Raw genomic sequence first — 18,794 nt, 5'->3', positions numbered from 1 at the left:
GCTGCAGGTCGCTCGTGACGGAATTGACGGCGGAGGGGATATAGCACGGTCGTCCACCGAATTACCATAGATGGGCAAATACGCCCCGAAACGTCAATTTCATTTGCTGCTCTGTCATGGGCTTCATGGAGTATCGGACGCTTAGGTCTCATCCCGATCGAGCACGTTGTCCGAATCGCGATCCACACCGATGCGCGAGCCATTTCCCGGCGGCGCGCAGGTGAAGGTCACTGTCGTTCCCGCCGAGCTCACTTGATTCAACAACCCTTGCAGCGTCAGTGCCGCTTCGGACGCGGCGTTCGGCACAAAGCTCTGATTGCTCTTCATGATCCAGCCCTTGGCGACGTTCTGAATCACTGCCCTGGCGACCAGCTCACATTCCGGCCGCGGGCTCGTGACTAACGCGCGCTGGACGAGGAGATTCACGCGCGCGACCACATCACTTTGCGTCACGTTCGCCGGCGTCACCGTGACTTGCTGACCGACGATGGGATTCATCTCGGACGGCATGGCCAGGACGAACTGCTCCACCTGAGATCGCTGAGTCGCATTCAAGGTGAACACCGGTGCGCTCAAGAACAAGCTGACCGTGCCTGACGCACCGGAGTTGTCGAAGCCGAAGCCCCGAATCTGATCGCCGAGCACGGCCGAGGAGGTCTGCGTGTTCTCGGCGAACATGCCGACCTTCTGATACATGTTCCGTAGATGCGGAATCTTGAAGTCTTCATCGACGCCCGCGCCTTCGATCGCCATCGTGCCGTCGGTGCCGAAGCGGCCTTGCGCCGGATTCACGACGTGACAACCGTTGCACGTGGTCAGCGTGTCGGAAGTGACGGTGTTATAGATCTGCTGACCCTGCGCCTGAAGGGTAGTGAGCGTGTTGTCCAGATTCGCGATGGGGTTCGGCGGATAGGTCAGTCGTAGCGCGAACTTCGCGAACGCATCCATCTCCGCATCGGTGAGCTGCGACGAGCGGCCGAGCAGGCCGGTGAATGCGACGTTGAAGTCTTCGAAGGACTGTTCTTCGAGCGTTTCGTTCGCGTCACGGTTTACGCCGGTGCGATCGCCGCGCCAATGCATCGGGCCGTTGCCTTTCAAGCCGCGCAGACTCTGAGTCGTCATCGGTCCCTTCATCGGATGCAGATTCCGATTGCGACCGATGATCGGAATGTTGGCGTTGTACGGCGTCGGGTTCTGCACCAGCGTCTCGTCGGGATTGCCGAGATCCCAGGAGAGATGATCCATGTCGCCGAAGATGTGGCAGCCGGCGCACGACGAGTCGCCGCGGCTCGACGTGAGATTGGCGTCGTACAGGAATGGCCGGCCGCTCGTGATCACCGCTGGCTCGGGATTGAACATGCGGATGTGCGCGGCCTCGGTGAATTGCGCCGTGTTGACGACGGAAATGCCATTGTCGAAGCGCGTCAGCACGTAGGCGCGCCCACGCGTCTCATCCAGCACGACGCCGGTTGGGCCGCCGCCGGAAAGTGTCAGCTGATTGGCGGCTGCCGGAGTAAACGTGTTCGCCTCCAACTGCGCGGTGTTGAAGCGAGCGAGCTTGCTCGAGCCCATCGCCACCAGAAACAAGTTGTTGCCGTCACCGCTCACGGCCATTTCAAGCGGCGTGGCCAGACTCAGCGCGCGTTCCGCAGCCGTGCCGACACTGCTGGCATAGCTCGTGATGTGTTTATTGAGATGACGGGGCGCGACCGAGGTGCCGTTGATGACTGTGATTCGGCTTTCTGCGAAGTGACCGCGAACTGTGGTCGCGCGGGTGCCTGGGCCTTCGAATCGCGTACGGTTCAACGCCTCAGTGTTGCTGACGTAGACGACACCGGTGCGCGGATTCACCGCAACGTTGAACAACGTCGTGCCGACGCCGCTGATCCGGCTCGTGACCTGGGGCAACGTGCCCGTCGCATCGATGGCAAACACGTCGTAGTCGGGCAGATTCAACTTCACCCGATTGTTCCAGATCTGCGGTGCCACGCCGGTCCGCGGATCGCCGCCGTCGAGCCAGTTCGTACCATTGAACTGCACGATCAGCCCGGTCCCTGGCTGCGTGGTGCCGTCGGCTGCGTTGAATGGCGGTGGCTTGGAGATGCCGCCTTCGCCGATGTCATCTGTGAGCACCGTGCTTCGATTGCCGGAGTTCAGCACGGCGGCGTACACGCGACTGCCATCCGCCGTTCGCGCCAGTCCGCGCAGCGTGTCGCCAAACATGTTGAGAACAGTGGCGGGCGCGCCGCCGAGTTTCGTGCCGAGATTGTTTCGAGCGAAGACCCAGACATCGGCGCGACCGACGCCTGCCGTCGTCAGCTGTGGATTGAACGGGGCGTTCTGGCCGCGATGGGCGGCGGTGATGAATGCCCAGGCATTGGCAGTGCCGGCGAATACGATGTCGCGTGGTTCGTCGCCAACCAGCAGCGTATTGACGACTCGCGCCGGACTCGACGACACGTCGATGATGCTCACGCTATCCGAGAGATGATTGACGACCCACAGCTCGTTGTCGTTGGCGAGGGCCACCGCGACCGGTTCCAATCCCACCGGAATCGACTCGATCGGAATCGGTGTGGCGCCGGTCGTGTCGAAGACCTCTACGCGATTGTCCGGGGTGTTGACGGCGTACAAACGCGAGCCGTTGCTGGACAATGCGAGCGGCCGGACTTGCCCGGTCTCGAATGTCACGAACTCGCCGAGCGCCGGTCGCGGACCGCCAGGGTTGCCGCCGCCTCGAGTGCCTGACAGCGCGACGTTGTCCACGTCGTAGGTTTCGAGCGTGCTGTTCGCACTGACGCTGAAGCGCAGAACGATGCGTGTGGCATTCGCCGCCGAAGCACCGAGAGAATAGGTGGCTCTACCGGACACCGTTCGGCTCGACTCGAGCGTGACAAAGGCGCCGTCATTGATGGAGACCGCCGCGGTGCCGGCCTCGCCGAGATCCAGCCCCGACGACGAGCGATCGAAGCTCAGGGAAATGTCAGTGAAACCTTGCGCATTGATGGCTGTCGACACGATCGCGCCATCCTCGCCAAGCAAGCTGCCGCGCATGCGGGCGGCGCCGGTCGTTGTCGATACAGTGCCGGTCGATGTGAACTGCCCCAGGCCGGAGCCGAAGGCTTCCTGGAAAATCACATCGGCGTGCACGAGTGGCGCCGACATGGCGAGCAGAATTCCGAGGCATGGATGCTTCATGGATCGTCCCCCCTGATGTGACGGGCCGATCCTAAGGAGTGGTGCTACGAGCGCGCTATGACACGACTTACCGCTTTAGTCGCTAATTGGCGCGTGACTTTCTCAGGCGGCGTCGCTCGCATGGCGCCGGCTGCAATTCCGCTCCAGTTCCGTATGGCGCGACGAAGGCTCGACGCGCACGAAAAGCCCATCAGTTCCGCAATCTGATCGACGCTCAAGTGCGAGCAGCGCAGATGATGTGCCGTGAGCTCCATGCGAACTTCATGAGCGATGCCGCGAAAGGTCGCGCCTTCGCTGGCGAGCCGCCGTGTCAGAGCGCGGGGCGTCACGCTCAGCATCGACGCAATCTCTTTGAGAGGCGGACGCTTGTTGAATCCGGCGAACACATGCCAGCGCACCTTCGCTCGATAACTGGGCTCGACTTGCGACTCGTTCAGTTCCTGCTCGCAGCGTTGGATGATGCGGTCGAACGCGCGGCGACGAAACGGACGGAACGGCTCCAGGACGAAGTGTCGATGCGCGGCGATATATGAGCGGGCGCAGTCGAAGCGAATCGAACTGCAGGGGAGTGCGTGATACAGGTGGACATGGCGGGGCTCGCCGTGACTGAGGCACACATGAATGGACGTGTCCGGTGCCGCTTTGTTGCCACAGGAATCCCAGAGGCGAAGTTGCGTGGCGAGTCGGAATTCGCCTTCGAACTGACGCAATGGCGCGGAAGCCTCGCCGGCCGGAAAGCAGTGGAGCGGGCACACGATCATGCCGTCGAGATCCAGATATGTTGTCGGCCGCCGGCCGCGGAATGCGTACCAAGGTTGCGCGATCATCAGATAACGTTGGAATGCTTCGCCGGCGGCACGCAGGCTGGGGCTGCATTGAACGACGCCGCCGACGGTCCCGTAATAACTCCAATCGAACATCTGACCGACGATCAGGCCGAGCCCGGGCTGACGGCATCGCGCCAACCCGTTGCCAATCAGCCGCGCTTGCTGAGCATATGAAATGCGGGCTCGCGGATCGTCGAGCATCGCGTGCGAGATGCCAGTGCCGCGTAGCAGAGCGGTGAGATTCGCGCCGAGTTGCGTGAACGCTTCAATGAATCCCAAGGGATGAAGCTGCAGCGGAATGACAGCTGCGTCGGCGTCCATGTCCTTCCCCCGTGCGCTACCGAGGCCGCTCGTCCTGGCGGGCGTTGCTCGTATAGCACGGGGTCGAGAACGTTGTCATCGGGCGGCGCTCGATTCCGCAGAGCGCCGCCCGCCAGTGCCGTTCCTCAGAACGACAGATAAGCGCCGAGGTTGAAATTGTCGCTTTCGTTCTTGATGCCGTTGTGAGATTCCGCTTTGATCTTGGAGTATTCGCCGATCAGCGTCAGATTCTCGGTCAACGAGTAATAGACGCCGCCGGTGTATTTGTCGTTCTTTTTCACCAGGTCCGAAGGGGCCTCGCCGGAAGCCAGATCCAGATTGCTCTCGCCGTAGTTCACGCCGACTTTGAGATCGCCGAATTTATAAGTGACCTGAGCAAGGAAGCCATCGGAGTCGCGTTCCTGACCGAGGGCGGTCGCGCCGAACAGGTACAACGCGGTCGTGCCCATGCCTTTGCCGCTGTAGTACCAGCCCATCACTTCCAGACCGGCGAGCGTGACCTTGCCGCCGGCGTCCCAGCCAGTGCTGTCGAAGTCGCCGACGTTGAGCGGGCCTTCGTGCTTCTGTGAGATGAAGCTGGCGGACAGATAGAACTTGTCCGCTTTGAACGCGACCTTGGCATGGTAGCCGGGACTGCCTTCCGGCGTCGGCGTGCCTTGGGTGATGGGCTCGAGCGGATCGAACACACCGACCGTGAGCTTGAAGCCACCGAAGCTCGGCGTCGTGTAGTTGATCTGGCCGAGCCAGTCCGCATAGATGTAACCCAGGCCGATCGAGCCCAGTGACGTGTTGGCCGGCGCCGCATAGTTGCCGTTGCCCCCGCCGACACCGGGCAGCGTCATGTCGTTCAAGATCGCATCGGCGCCGAACAGGCCGATGTCACGCCCGAGCTTGAACTCGCCGATTTGTTTGTTACCGAACGTCATGAAGACCTGGCGCATGTCGATGGCAGTCGTGCCCAGCGCGGTATTCAGCAACGGCGCGCCTTGCTGCAGATTCGGGCTGCCGTCGTTGGTGCTGATGCCGGGATAGAAGCCGAAAGTCACCGACAGATCCAGGCCTTTCTGGGTGGTCGATGCGCCGATCGCGAGCGCGGCTGGCAGGAGGCCGTTGCTGATCGACGAGGTGTCGGTCACGCCGGCGGCGCCGCGACAGGCGAGGCCGCCCGTAATACCTAGCGTTGTCTGGTCTTCGCAACTGGAATGGATGTAGTAAACATTCACGTTGCCGCTGGCGGTCAGTTTCCAATCGCCGGCGGCGACTTCGACTGCTGCTGCGGGGCGTGGCGAGATACTTGCTACGAATACGGCTGCTGCCGTGTACCACAAAATATGCGTCGATCCATCTCTGCGTTCTTTGATGCGCATGATTATCCCCTGAACGGTGTTGCCCGTTGCCCACTTGTAGCAAGGGCTATGCCACTTTGGGATTGGCTCGGTGCGCTTGCACATCGCGCTCGGTCCGTAGGCAATCGATATGCATCGGCGCATTGTTTGCAACGAAGAGCGGATGGAGTGCGCGGTCGTGTGGTTGGAGCAACAGCTCACAATGTGTCAGTGGGTGACAGTGTTACGGCACACACCGGCACAGTGATACAGTCATCGCAGCGATGTAACGTTTCTGGGCCGGAGCCGATACGTGCTTTCCAGGAAACATCCACACGCTTTGTGGCATTGCAGGCCGATCGTCGTCGGTCTGTGGCTGGCTTATCTCATATGTGCCGCCGATTCGTTATTTGCTGCGGAGCCGGTCACCCGGCAACAAGTGATATCGCAGCTCGAGTCCGGCACCAAGGACCTTTCCAATCTGCAAGCGGCGGGTGTCGATCTGTCCGGTGTCGATTTCCGCGGTGCCCGATTGTTTGGTGCCAACTTCGACGGCGCCAATCTTTCCAATGCCAGATTGGCTCACTGCAATCTGGATCTGACGCTGATGCGAGGCACCGTGCTGGTCAACGCGGACCTGCGTGAGTCGAGCATCTTCGGCGTGTTGATGGACAGAGCCAATCTGTCTGGAGCGAATCTGCGCGGCGCGCGGCTCATGAGTAAGCTCGACTCCGCCAATCTGGATGGCGCGAATTTATCCGAGTTGAAGTCGGGCGCGGACATGCGGAATCAGCCGATGGGATTGATCCGGATCGTGCTCACGCATGCCTCGCTCAAAGGTGCGAAGTTGATCGGTGCGGATCTGTCGCGAGGGGACTTGAGCTATGCCGATCTGCGCGAGGCCGATCTTACTCGCGCCAATCTGAGTCGAACCAATCTGACGGGAGCCAACTTGGGGAATGCGTGGCTCGACGGCGCGAATCTGACCGACGCCGAAATTCACAACGCCATCTTCGTCGGGGCGATGGGGATGCAGAAAGTGCTCGGGCTCGACTCGACGAAAGGCAAGGAGACGGCGACTTTCGATCAGTGAGGCGTCAGCCAGTTCGCCGTTCGAGGTGATCGTCGCCACCGGGGCCGCGCAGTCCCTCCAGCGCATCGGCCAGCTCGTTCGCCAGATAAGGTTTTCTGAGGAAGGGCCAGTCGCCGCCGTGCGCGAGCGATTCTTCCAATGTTTCTCCGGCATAGCCGGAGCTAAGCAGGATTTTGATGCCCGGTCGCAGCTGCTGGGCTTGTTTGGCCAGTTCCACGCCGCTGATGCCGCCGGGCATGACCACATCGCTCAGCAGTACGTCGATGCTCACATCCGAGTTCAGAACGCGCAGCGCTTCCTCCGCATTCGCGGCACGAAGCACGCGGTAGCCGAGATCCGCGAGCATGACTTCCACGATGCCACCGACCGAAGGATCGTCTTCGGTCAGCAGAACATTCCAACCCGTGTTCACCGGTTGGACGATGCGATCGGGCGTCGACTCCGGCACGGGCAGGGTGGCACCGATCGGTAAATAGATGCTGAACGTCGTGCCCGCGCCCAGCACGCTGCGCACTTCGACTTCGCCGCCGGACTGACGCACGAATCCATACACCTGACTCAGGCCGAGCCCGGTGCCCTTGCCGGCCGCCTTGGTCGTGAAGAAGGGCTCGAAGATCCGGCTCATCACCGCTTCGTTCATGCCCTCGCCACGATCGGCGACGCTCACTTCCAGGTAGCGGCCTCGCGCCAGATTCGGCAATTCGTCGGCCGCCAGCTCCACGACCTTGGTCTGCACGATGATTTCGCTGCCGGAGACGCTGGCATCGGTCGCGTTCACCAGCAGATTCAACATCGACGCTTCGAACTGCGCGGGATCGATCAGCGCGACCGCTTCGTCGGAGCACAAACGCATCACCAGCGAGATCGATTCGCCGGTCGCGCGTTTCAACAGCGGCTCGCACTCGCGGATCAGGACGTTGAGATCGCAGGCCTGCGGCTGCAGCGGTTGACGACGAGCGAATGCAAGCAGTTGCGCCGTGAGTCGTTCACCACGGCGTGCGGCGGCGAGCGCAGCTTCGCCGAGCCGTTTGCGACGGGCCGCGTTCTCTGGATGCTTGAGAATGACATCCAGTGCGCCGATGACCACCGTCAGCAGATTGTTGAAATCGTGCGCGACGCCGCCGGTCAAGCGGCCGAGCGCGTCGAGTCGTTGAGCGTGCATCAGAGCCGCTTCCGCTTCGGACTGCGCGGCGATGGCATCGGCGGCTCGTTGTTCGGCGGCCAGCTTGGCCGTGACGTCGTGAAACGCAGCGACCGTGAGTGGAGCATCGCCGGTCGCTTGCACTGGAGCCGCAGTGGTCTCGAACTGCACGACTTCGCCGTCGGGCCGGCGATAGCTTTGCAGGTGCGGGCCGATGCGACGGCCTTCGGTCATCGCTTTATAGAGCACATAGTCTTTGGGCGGCCGCTGGTTGCCCATCTGGTCGACCACGCCGCCGGCGATCTGCTGATCCCAAATCGCTTGCGCCTCGATCGGCCGGCCCAGCAAACGTTCCGCCTCGGCATTTGCAAACCGAATCTCGCCGGCGGGCGCGGCCGCGACCAGCACGCCGATCGGCAGATTGTCCAGGACTGCGCGCAGCTGTTGTTCGCTTTGCAGAGCGGCCCGCAATGCCAACGCTTCGAGTCTACGATCGTGAAGGGCGGCGATCAGCGTCAGTAACAAAATGAAGAAGGTGCCCGCGGCCACGCCGATGGCCAGTACGATCGTATCGATGCCGGCCGGCTCGATATCGCGAGTGGTTGCCGCGTCGACCTGAACGCCCAGCATCGCGGAGTAGTGCATGCCGACGATGGCGAAACCCAATGCACAGGCGCCGAGCACACGTTGTGTTCCCGTGGTCTTTTTCTCCGCCATCACCAATGCACCGGTCGATGCGCTCACTGCCACCAGGAAGGCGAGCACCGCATACGCCGGGTTATAGGTCAGCACCACGCCCGTGATCACGGCCGCCATCCCGACGTAATGCATCGTGCAAATGCCGGCGCCCATGATCCCGCCGCTGATCAATTGCCGAGCGAACGATTGCCGCCGGGAGTAAAAAAAGAACGCGAACGCGGTCGTCGCAATCGCCAGGACCAGCGACAACAACGTGAGCCCGACCTGATAGCGCACTTCGCTGCCCGGGTTGAAGCCGAGCATGGCGATGAAGTGCATGGACCAGATACTCAAGCCCAGCGCGATGCCGGCCGCGGCGATCCAGGCGAGCCGCCACGCTCCGCCATGGGCCCGCACCCGACGGAACAGATCGAGCGCGGTCCAGGAACCGAACCACGCCGTGAGAACCGACAGAATGACGAAAATTGGGTGATGGGCCGCGTGCATATCTTCTAAGCACACATCCGTGCTGTAGGCCCGCCAGCATAGAGCCAGAAAAATCAGCAAGACAATAGGACGGCCCAGGTATTACGAGGCGGTTTGGGGCCGAGGGACTGCCGGATTCCCCGAGGGCCCCTGCGGTTGGCCGCAGAGTTGACAACTCAGCGCCTGATGTCGCCAGTCGCCGACAGGAGATTTAACAGTTAACGAAGCGGCTGAAGCTCTTCGTCGCTCCACGGCTGTTCGCGATGTGAGACCACATTGCGGATGGATTCGACGGTGCGCTCATCGACCGGGCTCGCCTCATTGCCCCACGAACGGCGTACATAAGTCAGGATGGATGCGATGGTCGCGTTGTCGAGGCTGGCCAGGCTGGGCATGGCGAGCTGATCGACCTTGCCATTGAGCACGATGCGCACCAGGGCTTGCGGCGAGCCGTTGACCCATTGCGAGCCGGCGAGGGCCGGCGCGAGTCCTTTCATTCCCTGGCCTTCGTCTTGATGACAGGCGGCGCAGACGGCGAATGAAGTGCGGCCTTTGTCATAGAGCGCGCGTTGTTCAGGTGTGAGCTTTGCGAGCGACGCAGCCATGTCCACAGCGGCGCCGCGCCAACGCAAGAACGTCGCGAGTTGTGCGGCTCTCGGCGCATCGGTCGCGCCACTCGATGCATATGTGAGCAGCGGTTTCGGCTCGACCGCAAGGTAGGCCACGCGTTTCGATCCATCGTCGGCGCGAGGGATGAGGCGGTCGATGCCATCGAGCAGGGCAGTGCGCACCCACGCACTCGTTTTCGGTTCAGTGAGGCGGTTGAGCAGCGACTGGCTCTGTTCCGCGTCGCCCGATTGCAGCAGGGTTGCGCTAGTTACCGCCAACACCGGCGATGCGTTGGAAATATTCGGTGCGCCCTCGGTCGCGATCAGCGAAGTCACAAACATGGATTCTCGACCGGCGATGCTGCTGACGATGGCGTCGGCGACGTAGGGCTGTGCGCCGGCTTGTCGAGCCAATTCCAACAACGCGGGATCGGCGTGCTTGCCTTGAGCCTTGCCGATCGAAAGTGCCACCTGGCGCACGATCGCCGGCTCATTCCAACGCGCGCGTTCGAGCAAGGCCGCAATCGTGCGCTCTGGATCGGTCGTCAGGAACTTTTCTGACACACGCACGGCAGTGGCGGCGACACGAGGCTCAGCGTCGCGCAAAGCAACTGTCGCTGTTGGCCAATCGATCGCGCCGATGCCATCGAGCGACCACAGCGCATGCACGCGCGTCGCGGGACGAGAAGAGGTTGTCACCAAACGTCGAAGCGCGGATACCGTGCTGCTGTCCTGACGTTCGACGAGCAGGCGCTGTGCTGTTTCTCTCACCCACGCGTCTTCGTGATCGAGCGCGCTGACGAGTTGTGCTGGCGTTGCTTTCGCCAGCGTCGGAACGGGACGACGAGAAACATTCTCCGGCACGATACGATAGACGCGCCCCATGCCGAGCGGCGCTTCGAGTCCGCGCTCCTTGATCTGATTGCGCAGATACGTCGTCAGGAAGATGCGGTGCTGAATGATGCCGCGGTACATGTCCACGACGTACAGCGAACCATCGGGCCCGTTATAAAGATTGACTGGCCGGAAGCGCTCGTCGGTGGAGGCGAGGAATTCAGTGCGCTCGTAGGCGTTGCGCACGCGAGGTACGCCATCGCGCTCTTCAATCACGAGTCGCTTCACCAGATTGCCGGCGGGCTCGCAGATGAAGGCGTCCCCTCGAAAGCTATCCGGGAACATCGAGCCGCGATAGATGGCGGGGCCGCTGGCGGCAGTGAGCACGGGCAGCGTGCCATCTTCCCGCAGGATTTGATAACCGCGATTGACGCCGGTGGTCACGCGAGCGGGCCAGACGGATATGTCAGACGCACGAGCGAGCTGCACATTCGAGCCGCGCGGGTTCGGCAGATTGCGATTGCGGAGCAGGTACTCGGCCGGAAGCGGGTCGGTGTAAAGCGCGACGCTATTGTTGTTGAAGTACAGCTGACCGAAGTCATCCTGCGCGATGCCCCACTGACCGCGAAACGAAGTGGGCTCGCGTTTCCATTGTCCGCGTTCGTAACGGAAGCGCGTTGTGTGATTGGCGTTGTAGATCCAATTGTCGAACCCCCACAGCAGTCCGTTGGCGCTGTGCTCCGGGTTCGACGGGTTGCCGTAATCGTTCGCGACCAGTTGTTTGTCGTCGGCCTTGCCGTCGTTGTTCGTGTCGCGCATGAACCAGAGATTCGGGGGCTCGGCGACCAGCACGCCGTCGGCCACCAGCGCGATTGCGCGAGGCAGGATCAGTCCGCTCGCAAACTCCGTGCGCTTGTCCATCCGGCCATCGTTGTTAGTGTCTTCGAGCGTGGCGATGGTGCCGATGGGCGCATCTTCGCCAACGCCGTCGACGTTCGGCATATAAGCGCGCATCTCGACGACCCACATGCGACCGTCCGGTCCCACCGTGATGGCGACGGGATCGAACAGCAGCGGATCGCTCGCGACGATTTCCACCTTGAAACCAGGCGCGACACGCAAACTTTTCAGCGCGGCTTCCGGATTCAGCGGAGGGGCGGGCGGCGCTTTGATATGCGGCGGTGGCGGTTGTTGTTTCTCACCGGGCCGGTCGCCGCTCTGCGCCTGCGCTTGCCAGGCCGGAATCAATGCCAGACAGACGGCCGCGACGATGCCGCGGCCCACGCTGTGAAATCTCATCGGCTGAGCTGATAGGCCTGCATGAGGGTCGCGTACTTGGTGAGAATGTTCGGCACTTCCCATGCCGGCAGCTTGCCTGAGCGCAGATATTTGAGGAAGTTCTCAGTGACCTGGGCGAAGTGCGCTTCGTGGCCGACGTTGTAGGTCTCCGGCACGGTCACCGTCCAGCGTTCGCCGTCGCGCCGCACGCCCACGCCCGGATATTTGCTTTGTAAGGATTCGATAGTGGATTTTACCGCCGCATCGAAGGCCTCGGCTGTCACGTTCTTCGCGCGCTCGATAGAGAGCACGGGCTTGAACTGCTGGGCCGCGCCTTGCTGAATCATGAGCGTCGCCTTCGAGCCGCGCATCACCGAGAAATGCGTGTCACCGCCGCCCGGAGGCGCTTCGAAGTTCCACTTCACCGAGATCAGCGCGTGCACGTCTCGCAGGCGATAGGTGAACTCGCCATTCGCGTAGACGTTCAGCACGCCGTTCTGCACGTCCGACTTCAGGAAATCGGGGAACGCCGTCGCGCCGGTGACTTTGCTGAACTGCTCGAGCGTGATCGGCGTGCGGCTGTGCTTGGCGCTGAGAACCTTCGCGTCTTCGGGCTGGAGCGCTTGCTCCGGAAACGCCTGCCACTGCACCAGATCGACCAGATGCGTCGTCACATCGACCAGCCCTTCGCCTTGCTGATGCACGTCGAAGAACCATTGCGGCCGCTTCAACGGCGCGCCGGCCACGATCTTGGAGAAGTGATGCACACTTTCTTTGCGAATCGCGGGATCGGTCGGCGTGCCTCTCAGCAGCGAGCCGAACAGCTCCGGCCGCTGCGACAGCTCACGTTGCAGGATGGAGGTGATCTCGAAGCGCTCCGTCATGATGTCGTAGAGCAGCGTGCCTTTCTTCTCCGCGAGTGCGAACGCCTGCTTGAGCTTTTCCAGATCCGCCGGCGTGATAGCCATCGGCTTGTCGGCGAGCACGTTGAAGCCCGCATCGATGGAGCTCAGGATGTACTGTGCCTTCTGCGCATTGTTGCCAGAGATGACCACGACATTGCCGCTTCGATCCTGAAGCATGCGCTGCAAGTAATCGGGGCCGGTGTAGATCTCGGTGCGCCACTGCGTGGGCCGGTCCGCTCGCTTGTTGAAGCCTTCGATGCGCTTCATATGCTCGAGCACGTCGTCGCCCTTGGGCGCGTAGACGTGCACCGACGGATCGACGCCTTCATACATGAACTTCTGCACCAGCGAGGCGTGGAAATGCCCCGGGTCGAGCGTCACCAGGCGCACCGGACCGGTGACTCCTTCGGCGTGAGCAGTGAGGACAACACCAACCATCAGCGTCGCGCTGACCAGGGACCGCAACAGATTTCGCATGATGCCGTTCAGCTCTTGATCAACCGGGTCACGCCGTACGGAGCACGTTCGGCACGTGACAGCCACTTATTCGCTTCGGCATCGTTGAGGAAACTTTCGGACTTCACATCCCAGGTCAGCGGTCGCTGTAACTTCATCGCGATCCAGCTGACGATGCAGGCGCTGCTGCTGCGATGAGCGATGTGGGCGGGGGCGAGCGGTTCCTTGCGCGAGCGCACGCTCTCCAGCCAGTTCCTGTGATGACTGTCGCTACGGGGCAGCTCCACCTTCAGGCCCTTCGGATCGAGCAGCCGTTTATCGCTGGCGTCGAGCGGCGGCATCGTCTGCCCGGATTTCGGATCGCTGGCGGTCGCCTGACCGTCGCGCGTGACCCAGATCCAGCGGCCGTCTTCACCGATGAACTTCAATCCGTTGTTGTTCTTGTCGGAAACATGCACGCGGATGTCGCCGGGATACGTGAGCTTCACATCGTAGGCACCGTGCACGTTCCAGATCTTGTTGGTCGGGAAGTCGGCCGTGCCTTCGACGCGCGACGGACCGCTCGATTCCAGATCGAGCGCCCAATGCATGGTGTCGTAGTGATGCGAGCCCCAGCCCGTGATCATGCCCAGGCAGAACGATTCATTACGCAGCCAGCCCGGGCGTGTATATCCGACGCGCGGATGAACGCGCTGCTCGGTGTAATAAGCAAGCTCGGCGGGCCCGATCCATCGATCGAAGTCGAAGCCCTTCGGCACGGGCTGCGCCGGATCGTCCGGCGCGGTGGGATCGATGGGCAAGCCGATCTCGACGCTGCGCACTTGCCCGATGCGTCCCGAACGAACGAGCTCCGCGGCCTGACGAAACTGAATCCAAGAGCGCTGCTGGCTGCCGACTTGAAGGATACGCTTGCTGCGCGCGACGGCATCCCGAAGGATCTTGCCCTCAGCGATCGTCATCGTGAACGGCTTCTGCAAATAAACATCCTTGCCCGCCAGGATCGCGGCGAGCGCGGGCTCGGCGTGCTGGTGATCCGGCGTGCTGATGACGACCGCGTCGATGTCCTTGCGCTGAAGGATCTCGCGATAGTCGCCGTGCACGCTCACGGTCGGCAGCGTTGCATTGATCTCGCGATACAATTCCTCGACGCGCTTCTTGCCGTCGGCCGCGCGATTCGCATCGAGGTCGCAGACCGCGACGATGTCGGCGAGCCCGGACTTCAAAACGCCGGGCATGTCATGATCGCGCGCAATTCGACCGCAGCCGATCTGCCCGACCCGAATACGATTGCTGGGGGCCTCGGCTCCCCACAACCGGCGGGGCAGTATTAGCGGTAACGATAACCCCATCAGCGTCTTGCCAAAGGTCCGGCGGGAAACGGAACTCGCGGGGTGTCGTGATCTCATGTCGTCATCCTAAAACTGGCCGCGGATTCCCAAAATGAACTGGCGGCCGGGTTTGTTCAATGTATTCGCCCGGTTCTCATAACCGTAGAACGAATATTCTTCCTCATCGGTCAGGTTGAGCGCTTCCAGGCTCAAGGTCAGCTCCTGACCGAGCGCTTCGAAGTTTACGCTACCGGAAAAGTCCAGATAACCCGCTTCGCGACGATAACCGGTCTCCGGCGAAGTCGAGCCGCAGTTCAGCTCACATTCGACGTAGTCGTCACGATAGTTATACGACAGCCGGAGCGCGTAACGGTCCTGTTCATAGTAGGCAATGGCGTTGTAATTATTTTCCGCCAGGCCGAGGATGGTCTGGCTGCCCGGATCGAGGCGCGTGAAGTTCAGCGTGAAGCCGAGGCCCTGCAGCAGCTTGTCGAGGCGCTGCTGATACAGCACCTCGGCGCCTTTCAGATACGTCACTGCTTCGATATTCACCGGCGTGTTGAACAGCAGGATGGTGTCGAGGCCGTTCGGCAGCAGCGCCAGAATGGTCGGATCGGTGATGGTATCGAGCGGGACGCCTGCGTTCCGGAACGGCTGCGGAATGTTCTGCCGCACGACGAAACCGGTGATCTCTTTGTAGAACAGGTTGCCGCCCAGTGCGCCGCCTTCCGAGAAATACCATTCGATGCCGCCGTCGAGCTGATCGGCGATATAGGGATCGAGGTTGGGATTGCCTTGTGAGACGACACCGCCGGTGCTGATCGAGGTGAACGGCTGCAAGTCGGACGGGTTGGGGCGGGTCATCGCCCTGGAGACCGATAGGCGTGTCACCAGTGAATCGCTCACATCGTAGGCGAGGTTCAGAGATGGCAGGGTTTCTTTGTATTCGCCGTCGATGGTATTGCGACCGTAATCTTCCTTGCGCAGGCCGAACAGGTTGCCCGCAGCCGGCGGCGTCGACGGGATGCGGATGAAGCCTTCCATCTCGTGCTCGGTCTTCACATAGCGCACGCCGGCGTTGACGCGCAGAGTGCGCCCCCACAAGTCGAATTCCCCGTTGGCTTCCACGTACGCCGACAGGTTTTTTTCCTCGAAGCTGCCCGAGTTCTGGAAGTCCAGATTGGCGGCGGCGTCGAGCGCGTTCGGATTCAACATCCGGCTGAAGGCGTCGAGGTCGGATACGATCCAGCGGTTGTAGCCGACCGGATCGTCGAGGTCTTTGCCGAAGTTCTTCACCGGCACCACCTCGGCGAAGCTGGTGATGTTGAACTCGTTGAGATTCGCGCCGCCGGTGTAACCGAAAGGTGTCAACGCGGTGCCCTGCGTTACGCCGACGGAGGACGAGTAGGCAAGGCGCTCGCGGTAGTACTTGTTGGCCAGCGCGCCGACCCGAATGTTTCGATCGTCGTCGCCGAACTTCAGATCGAGCGCCAGATTCTCGTTCTCTTCCTCACGGGTGCGCGGCTGCACGCGAACCGTGTCGAATTGCCAGTTGCCCGCGTCGGCCAGATTGAGCTGCGGGGTGATCCTGGGAATGCTGCCGTTCACGTCGATGTCGACGGTGCCCGGTCGCGACAGAAACAGGTAGGTGGTCATGCGCCAGCGGAAATCCGATTCCGCCTTCGAGGCCTTCATGTCCAGTGCGATCCTGTCCGAGATCTGCCACGAGCCGCCGAGGCCGAGATGTTTGAAGTCGGACTCCTGCTCGAACAGACGATTCTCCGACCAGAACTTGGCGTTGAGCAGCGTGCCATGGGTCAACGTGTTGTTGCCGTCGATCTGGAAATTGCTGGGCGTGATATAGCCGAAGCCGGTCTCTCCCGCGGTTTGCGGCGTGGTGTTTCTTACCAGCAGGTTGTTGGTGTACCGATCGAAGTTGGATTCCAGCTTGGCGTAAATGAAATCCAGGTTGAACGCTAACTTTTCGTTGGGCGCCCATTGCAATGCCAAGGTGCCGCCGACCCGATCGCGATCGCCGACTTGCGTTTCGGGGCGACCGAGACGCGGCACCTGAGCGTTGGCCAGTTGCGCGTTGGTCAAGCCGGACTCGTTGACGTAGTCCGGCCGCTGATTCGCGGGCGTCGAGTTGACGCTTGGCAGATTCCAATCGAAGCCGCCCGCGTAGCCCGCCGCCGGCGGATTGTTTGGAATGCGCCCCGAGGTCCAGCCCTGCGAGGTCCAGCCATCGGTACGGAATGTTCGCTGAGACATCGACACGCTTAGCAGCGCGCCGAACTTGCCATCCCAGTTCTTGCTGACCAGGAAGCTGCCGCGAGGATCGACTTCCTCGGACGAGGATTGATACGCGCCTTTCAGCTGATAGCTGGCCTGGAAGTCGTGGTAATCGAAAGGGCGGGGCGTGCGCAGATCCACTGTGCCCGACAGGCCGCCTTCAGTGGTGCTGGCTTTCGGGGTTTTCGACACCTGCAGCATGCTGAAAATTTCCGAGGGCAACAGATCGAAATCGAACTCGCGGTTGCGCGCTTGTTGATCGACGCTGCCTTCGGAGGCGGCCGAGACCGGCATGCCATCGAGCAACACGCGGGCGAAGCTCGGGCCCATGCCGCGTATCGATATTTGCTGTCCTTCGCCGTTGGTGCGCGAGATCTGCACGCCGGGCACGCGTTGCAGAGCTTCGGCGAGGTTGTTGTCCGGCAGCTTGCCGACGTCCTCCGCCGTGATGGAATCGATGAAGTTGACCGAGTCGCGCTTGGCGTCCAGCGCGATTTCCAGGCTCTCGCGATAGCCGCTGACGACGACTTCTTCGAGTTGGCCGGGGTTGGCGGTGGATGTTTCCTGTGCCAGGGCGACGCTGCCCAGGCACAAGCTCAACACTCCCGCGCTGGCCGAAGTAATGCCGCGTTCCATCTTCAGCTCCTTACGTTCTCGTGGACCACGATGTAGGGCCGTCGACATGGAGGAAGCTTTGGTTTTGCCGGGACGAGCGCGCCCGTGTCGCTTTTTTCAAGCGACCTTGCAGACCGGATTTTCCCCCTGGCCGGCCACCCTCATCGTTGGAAAGTGGCCTGACCAGCAGATTGTTAGATCAGCGCGGGAAGCCTGTCAATGCTGTATTGGGATCGCTAACATGGTCAGGCCAATCAAGCCAGGATTGGCCGGGTTGCGTCCCGTTGCGCGGTCAGCACCAGTTCGGCGGCGAGCAGGGCTTGTTGCTGATCCTGCGCAACCTGGGTGCGCTCGACGATGTCCGTGACGAACTGCGGACCGAACGGCAGGGCCACCTCTTTGCAATCGATATAGCGGGCCTGCTTGCGGTCGACGATGTACAAGTGATCGCCGCCCGGCAGCCCGGAGGCGACGTTGATGTATTTGCGCAGCTCGATATAACCCTCGGTGCCGAGGATAAACAGGCGGCCGTCGCCCCAGGTGCTCAAGCCATCGGGTGTGTACCAGTCAACGCGGACGTAACCTGTGCCGCCGTTGCCGGTCATTGTCATGTCGCCGAAATCTTCGAACTTCGGATAGTTCGGATGCGCGAGATTGCCCGTCTGCGCAGCCACGACGCGCGCCTGTGTGCTGTTCGTGTAGTACAGAAACTGATCGGCCTGATGCGAGCCGATGTCGGTCAGGATGCCGCCGAAACGAGCCTTGTCCCAGAACCAGTCCGGTCGCGACGGCGCATTCACGCGATGAGGCGCGAGGTTGACGGTTTGAATGACCCGACCGATCGCGCCCTGGCGAATCAACTCTCCGGCATACACCGCCGAGCGCACTTCGAGCCGTTCCGAATACATGATGGCGAATTTTCGACCGGTGGCTTCGACCGTCCGGCGCACCTCGGCCAGCTGGTCCAGCGTCGTGATACCCGGTTTATCCGCGAGATAATCTTTCCCGGCCTTCATTACGCGCACACCGAGCGGCGCGCGTTGATCGGGAATCGGCGCGCCGGCAATCAGCTGGATGGACTTGTCCTGCAGGATCTCATCCTCGCTGCGCGCCACCTTCACATCGCCGAACTTGGCGCGAAAATCCGCGATCTGTTTCGCATCGGACCCGTAAACAGCCACGAGCTGGCCACCGCCCCGTTGCATGGCCGCGGTCATGCCGTAGATGTGCGCGTGGTCGAGGCCAATCACGCCGAAGCGAATGGAATGTTTGCTTGCGGGCGCCTCGGTCCTGGCTTTCTCAACCGCAGGCGTGCCTTCCGCCAACGCGACCGATGACAAAGTGGAGGCGATGCCTGCGAGGCCGGCGGATTGCAGGAAGCTGCGTCGATCAGTGGTCATTGCTTGTTC

The 18,794-nt window shown here is 61.7% G+C and carries 10 protein-coding genes; 1 reads left to right on the top strand and 9 read right to left on the bottom strand.

Features of this window, described 5'->3' with window-relative positions; translation table 11 throughout:
• Nucleotides 1–141: 141 nt before the first annotated feature.
• The 3 genes from ACFPN2_RS27285 to ACFPN2_RS27275 form a co-directional block, all read right to left on the bottom strand.
• Complete coding sequence (locus ACFPN2_RS27285) at nucleotides 142–3,198, bottom strand: YncE family protein (RefSeq protein WP_380602538.1); 3,057 nt, start codon at nucleotides 3,196–3,198, stop codon at nucleotides 142–144.
• A gap of 44 nt (nucleotides 3,199–3,242) precedes the next feature.
• Complete coding sequence (locus ACFPN2_RS27280; RefSeq protein ID WP_380602536.1) at nucleotides 3,243–4,346, bottom strand: AraC family transcriptional regulator; 1,104 nt, start codon at nucleotides 4,344–4,346, stop codon at nucleotides 3,243–3,245.
• Between the two features lie 125 nt (nucleotides 4,347–4,471).
• Entirely contained in the window at nucleotides 4,472–5,713 is a 1,242-nt protein-coding gene (locus ACFPN2_RS27275) for a porin (protein WP_380602534.1), read from the bottom strand.
• A 271-nt stretch (nucleotides 5,714–5,984) separates the two neighbouring features.
• On the opposite strand from ACFPN2_RS27275, the gene ACFPN2_RS27270 reads away from it, so the two are divergent.
• On the top strand, nucleotides 5,985–6,764 hold the full coding sequence (locus ACFPN2_RS27270; RefSeq protein ID WP_380602532.1) for a pentapeptide repeat-containing protein: 780 nt from the start codon (nucleotides 5,985–5,987) through the stop codon (nucleotides 6,762–6,764).
• Nucleotides 6,765–6,768: 4 nt separating this feature from the next.
• Here ACFPN2_RS27270 and ACFPN2_RS27265 read toward each other — a convergent pair whose 3' ends face one another.
• The 6 genes from ACFPN2_RS27265 to ACFPN2_RS27240 all read right to left on the bottom strand — a co-directional run bounded on the left by ACFPN2_RS27265 (nucleotide 6,769) and on the right by ACFPN2_RS27240 (nucleotide 18,785).
• On the bottom strand, nucleotides 6,769–9,090 hold the full coding sequence (locus ACFPN2_RS27265; protein ID WP_380602530.1) for an MHYT domain-containing protein: 2,322 nt from the start codon (nucleotides 9,088–9,090) through the stop codon (nucleotides 6,769–6,771).
• Between the two features lie 197 nt (nucleotides 9,091–9,287).
• Nucleotides 9,288–11,810, bottom strand: a complete 2,523-nt coding sequence (locus ACFPN2_RS27260) for a DUF7133 domain-containing protein (RefSeq protein ID WP_380602528.1) — start codon at nucleotides 11,808–11,810, stop codon at nucleotides 9,288–9,290.
• The gene (locus ACFPN2_RS27255) at nucleotides 11,807–13,171 is read right to left on the bottom strand and encodes a putative oxidoreductase C-terminal domain-containing protein (protein WP_380602526.1); all 1,365 of its coding nucleotides are present in this window, start codon (nucleotides 13,169–13,171) and stop codon (nucleotides 11,807–11,809) included. The genes ACFPN2_RS27260 and ACFPN2_RS27255 overlap by 4 nt, the downstream gene beginning before the upstream one ends.
• 8 nt (nucleotides 13,172–13,179) lie before the next feature.
• Nucleotides 13,180–14,499 carry a Gfo/Idh/MocA family protein gene (locus ACFPN2_RS27250; RefSeq protein ID WP_380602862.1) on the bottom strand — a complete coding sequence of 440 codons (1,320 nt, stop codon included), beginning with the start codon at nucleotides 14,497–14,499 and terminating at the stop codon, nucleotides 13,180–13,182.
• Between the two features lie 66 nt (nucleotides 14,500–14,565).
• Nucleotides 14,566–17,406 carry a TonB-dependent receptor gene (locus tag ACFPN2_RS27245; protein WP_380602524.1) on the bottom strand — a complete coding sequence of 947 codons (2,841 nt, stop codon included), beginning with the start codon at nucleotides 17,404–17,406 and terminating at the stop codon, nucleotides 14,566–14,568.
• 233 nt (nucleotides 17,407–17,639) lie between these two features.
• On the bottom strand, nucleotides 17,640–18,785 hold the full coding sequence (locus tag ACFPN2_RS27240) for a Gfo/Idh/MocA family protein (RefSeq protein WP_380602522.1): 1,146 nt from the start codon (nucleotides 18,783–18,785) through the stop codon (nucleotides 17,640–17,642).
• Nucleotides 18,786–18,794 lie beyond the last annotated feature (9 nt).

The organism is Steroidobacter flavus, assembly GCF_042651805.1.
Lineage (GTDB): Bacteria > Pseudomonadota > Gammaproteobacteria > Steroidobacterales > Steroidobacteraceae > Steroidobacter > Steroidobacter flavus.
Note: the sequence above shows the minus strand (reverse complement) of the source record. Positions and strands in the feature narration are given on the sequence as shown.

Coding starts and splice junctions, on each gene's coding strand:
- ACFPN2_RS27285 (WP_380602538.1), bottom strand. CDS start 3,198: ATGAAGCATCCATGCCTCGGAATTCTGCTCGCCATGTCGGCGCCACTC.
- ACFPN2_RS27280 (WP_380602536.1), bottom strand. CDS start 4,346: ATGGACGCCGACGCAGCTGTCATTCCGCTGCAGCTTCATCCCTTGGGA.
- ACFPN2_RS27275 (WP_380602534.1), bottom strand. CDS start 5,713: ATGCGCATCAAAGAACGCAGAGATGGATCGACGCATATTTTGTGGTAC.
- ACFPN2_RS27265 (WP_380602530.1), bottom strand. CDS start 9,090: ATGCACGCGGCCCATCACCCAATTTTCGTCATTCTGTCGGTTCTCACG.
- ACFPN2_RS27260 (WP_380602528.1), bottom strand. CDS start 11,810: ATGAGATTTCACAGCGTGGGCCGCGGCATCGTCGCGGCCGTCTGTCTG.
- ACFPN2_RS27255 (WP_380602526.1), bottom strand. CDS start 13,171: ATGCGAAATCTGTTGCGGTCCCTGGTCAGCGCGACGCTGATGGTTGGT.
- ACFPN2_RS27250 (WP_380602862.1), bottom strand. CDS start 14,499: ATGGGGTTATCGTTACCGCTAATACTGCCCCGCCGGTTGTGGGGAGCC.
- ACFPN2_RS27245 (WP_380602524.1), bottom strand. CDS start 17,406: ATGGAACGCGGCATTACTTCGGCCAGCGCGGGAGTGTTGAGCTTGTGC.
- ACFPN2_RS27240 (WP_380602522.1), bottom strand. CDS start 18,785: ATGACCACTGATCGACGCAGCTTCCTGCAATCCGCCGGCCTCGCAGGC.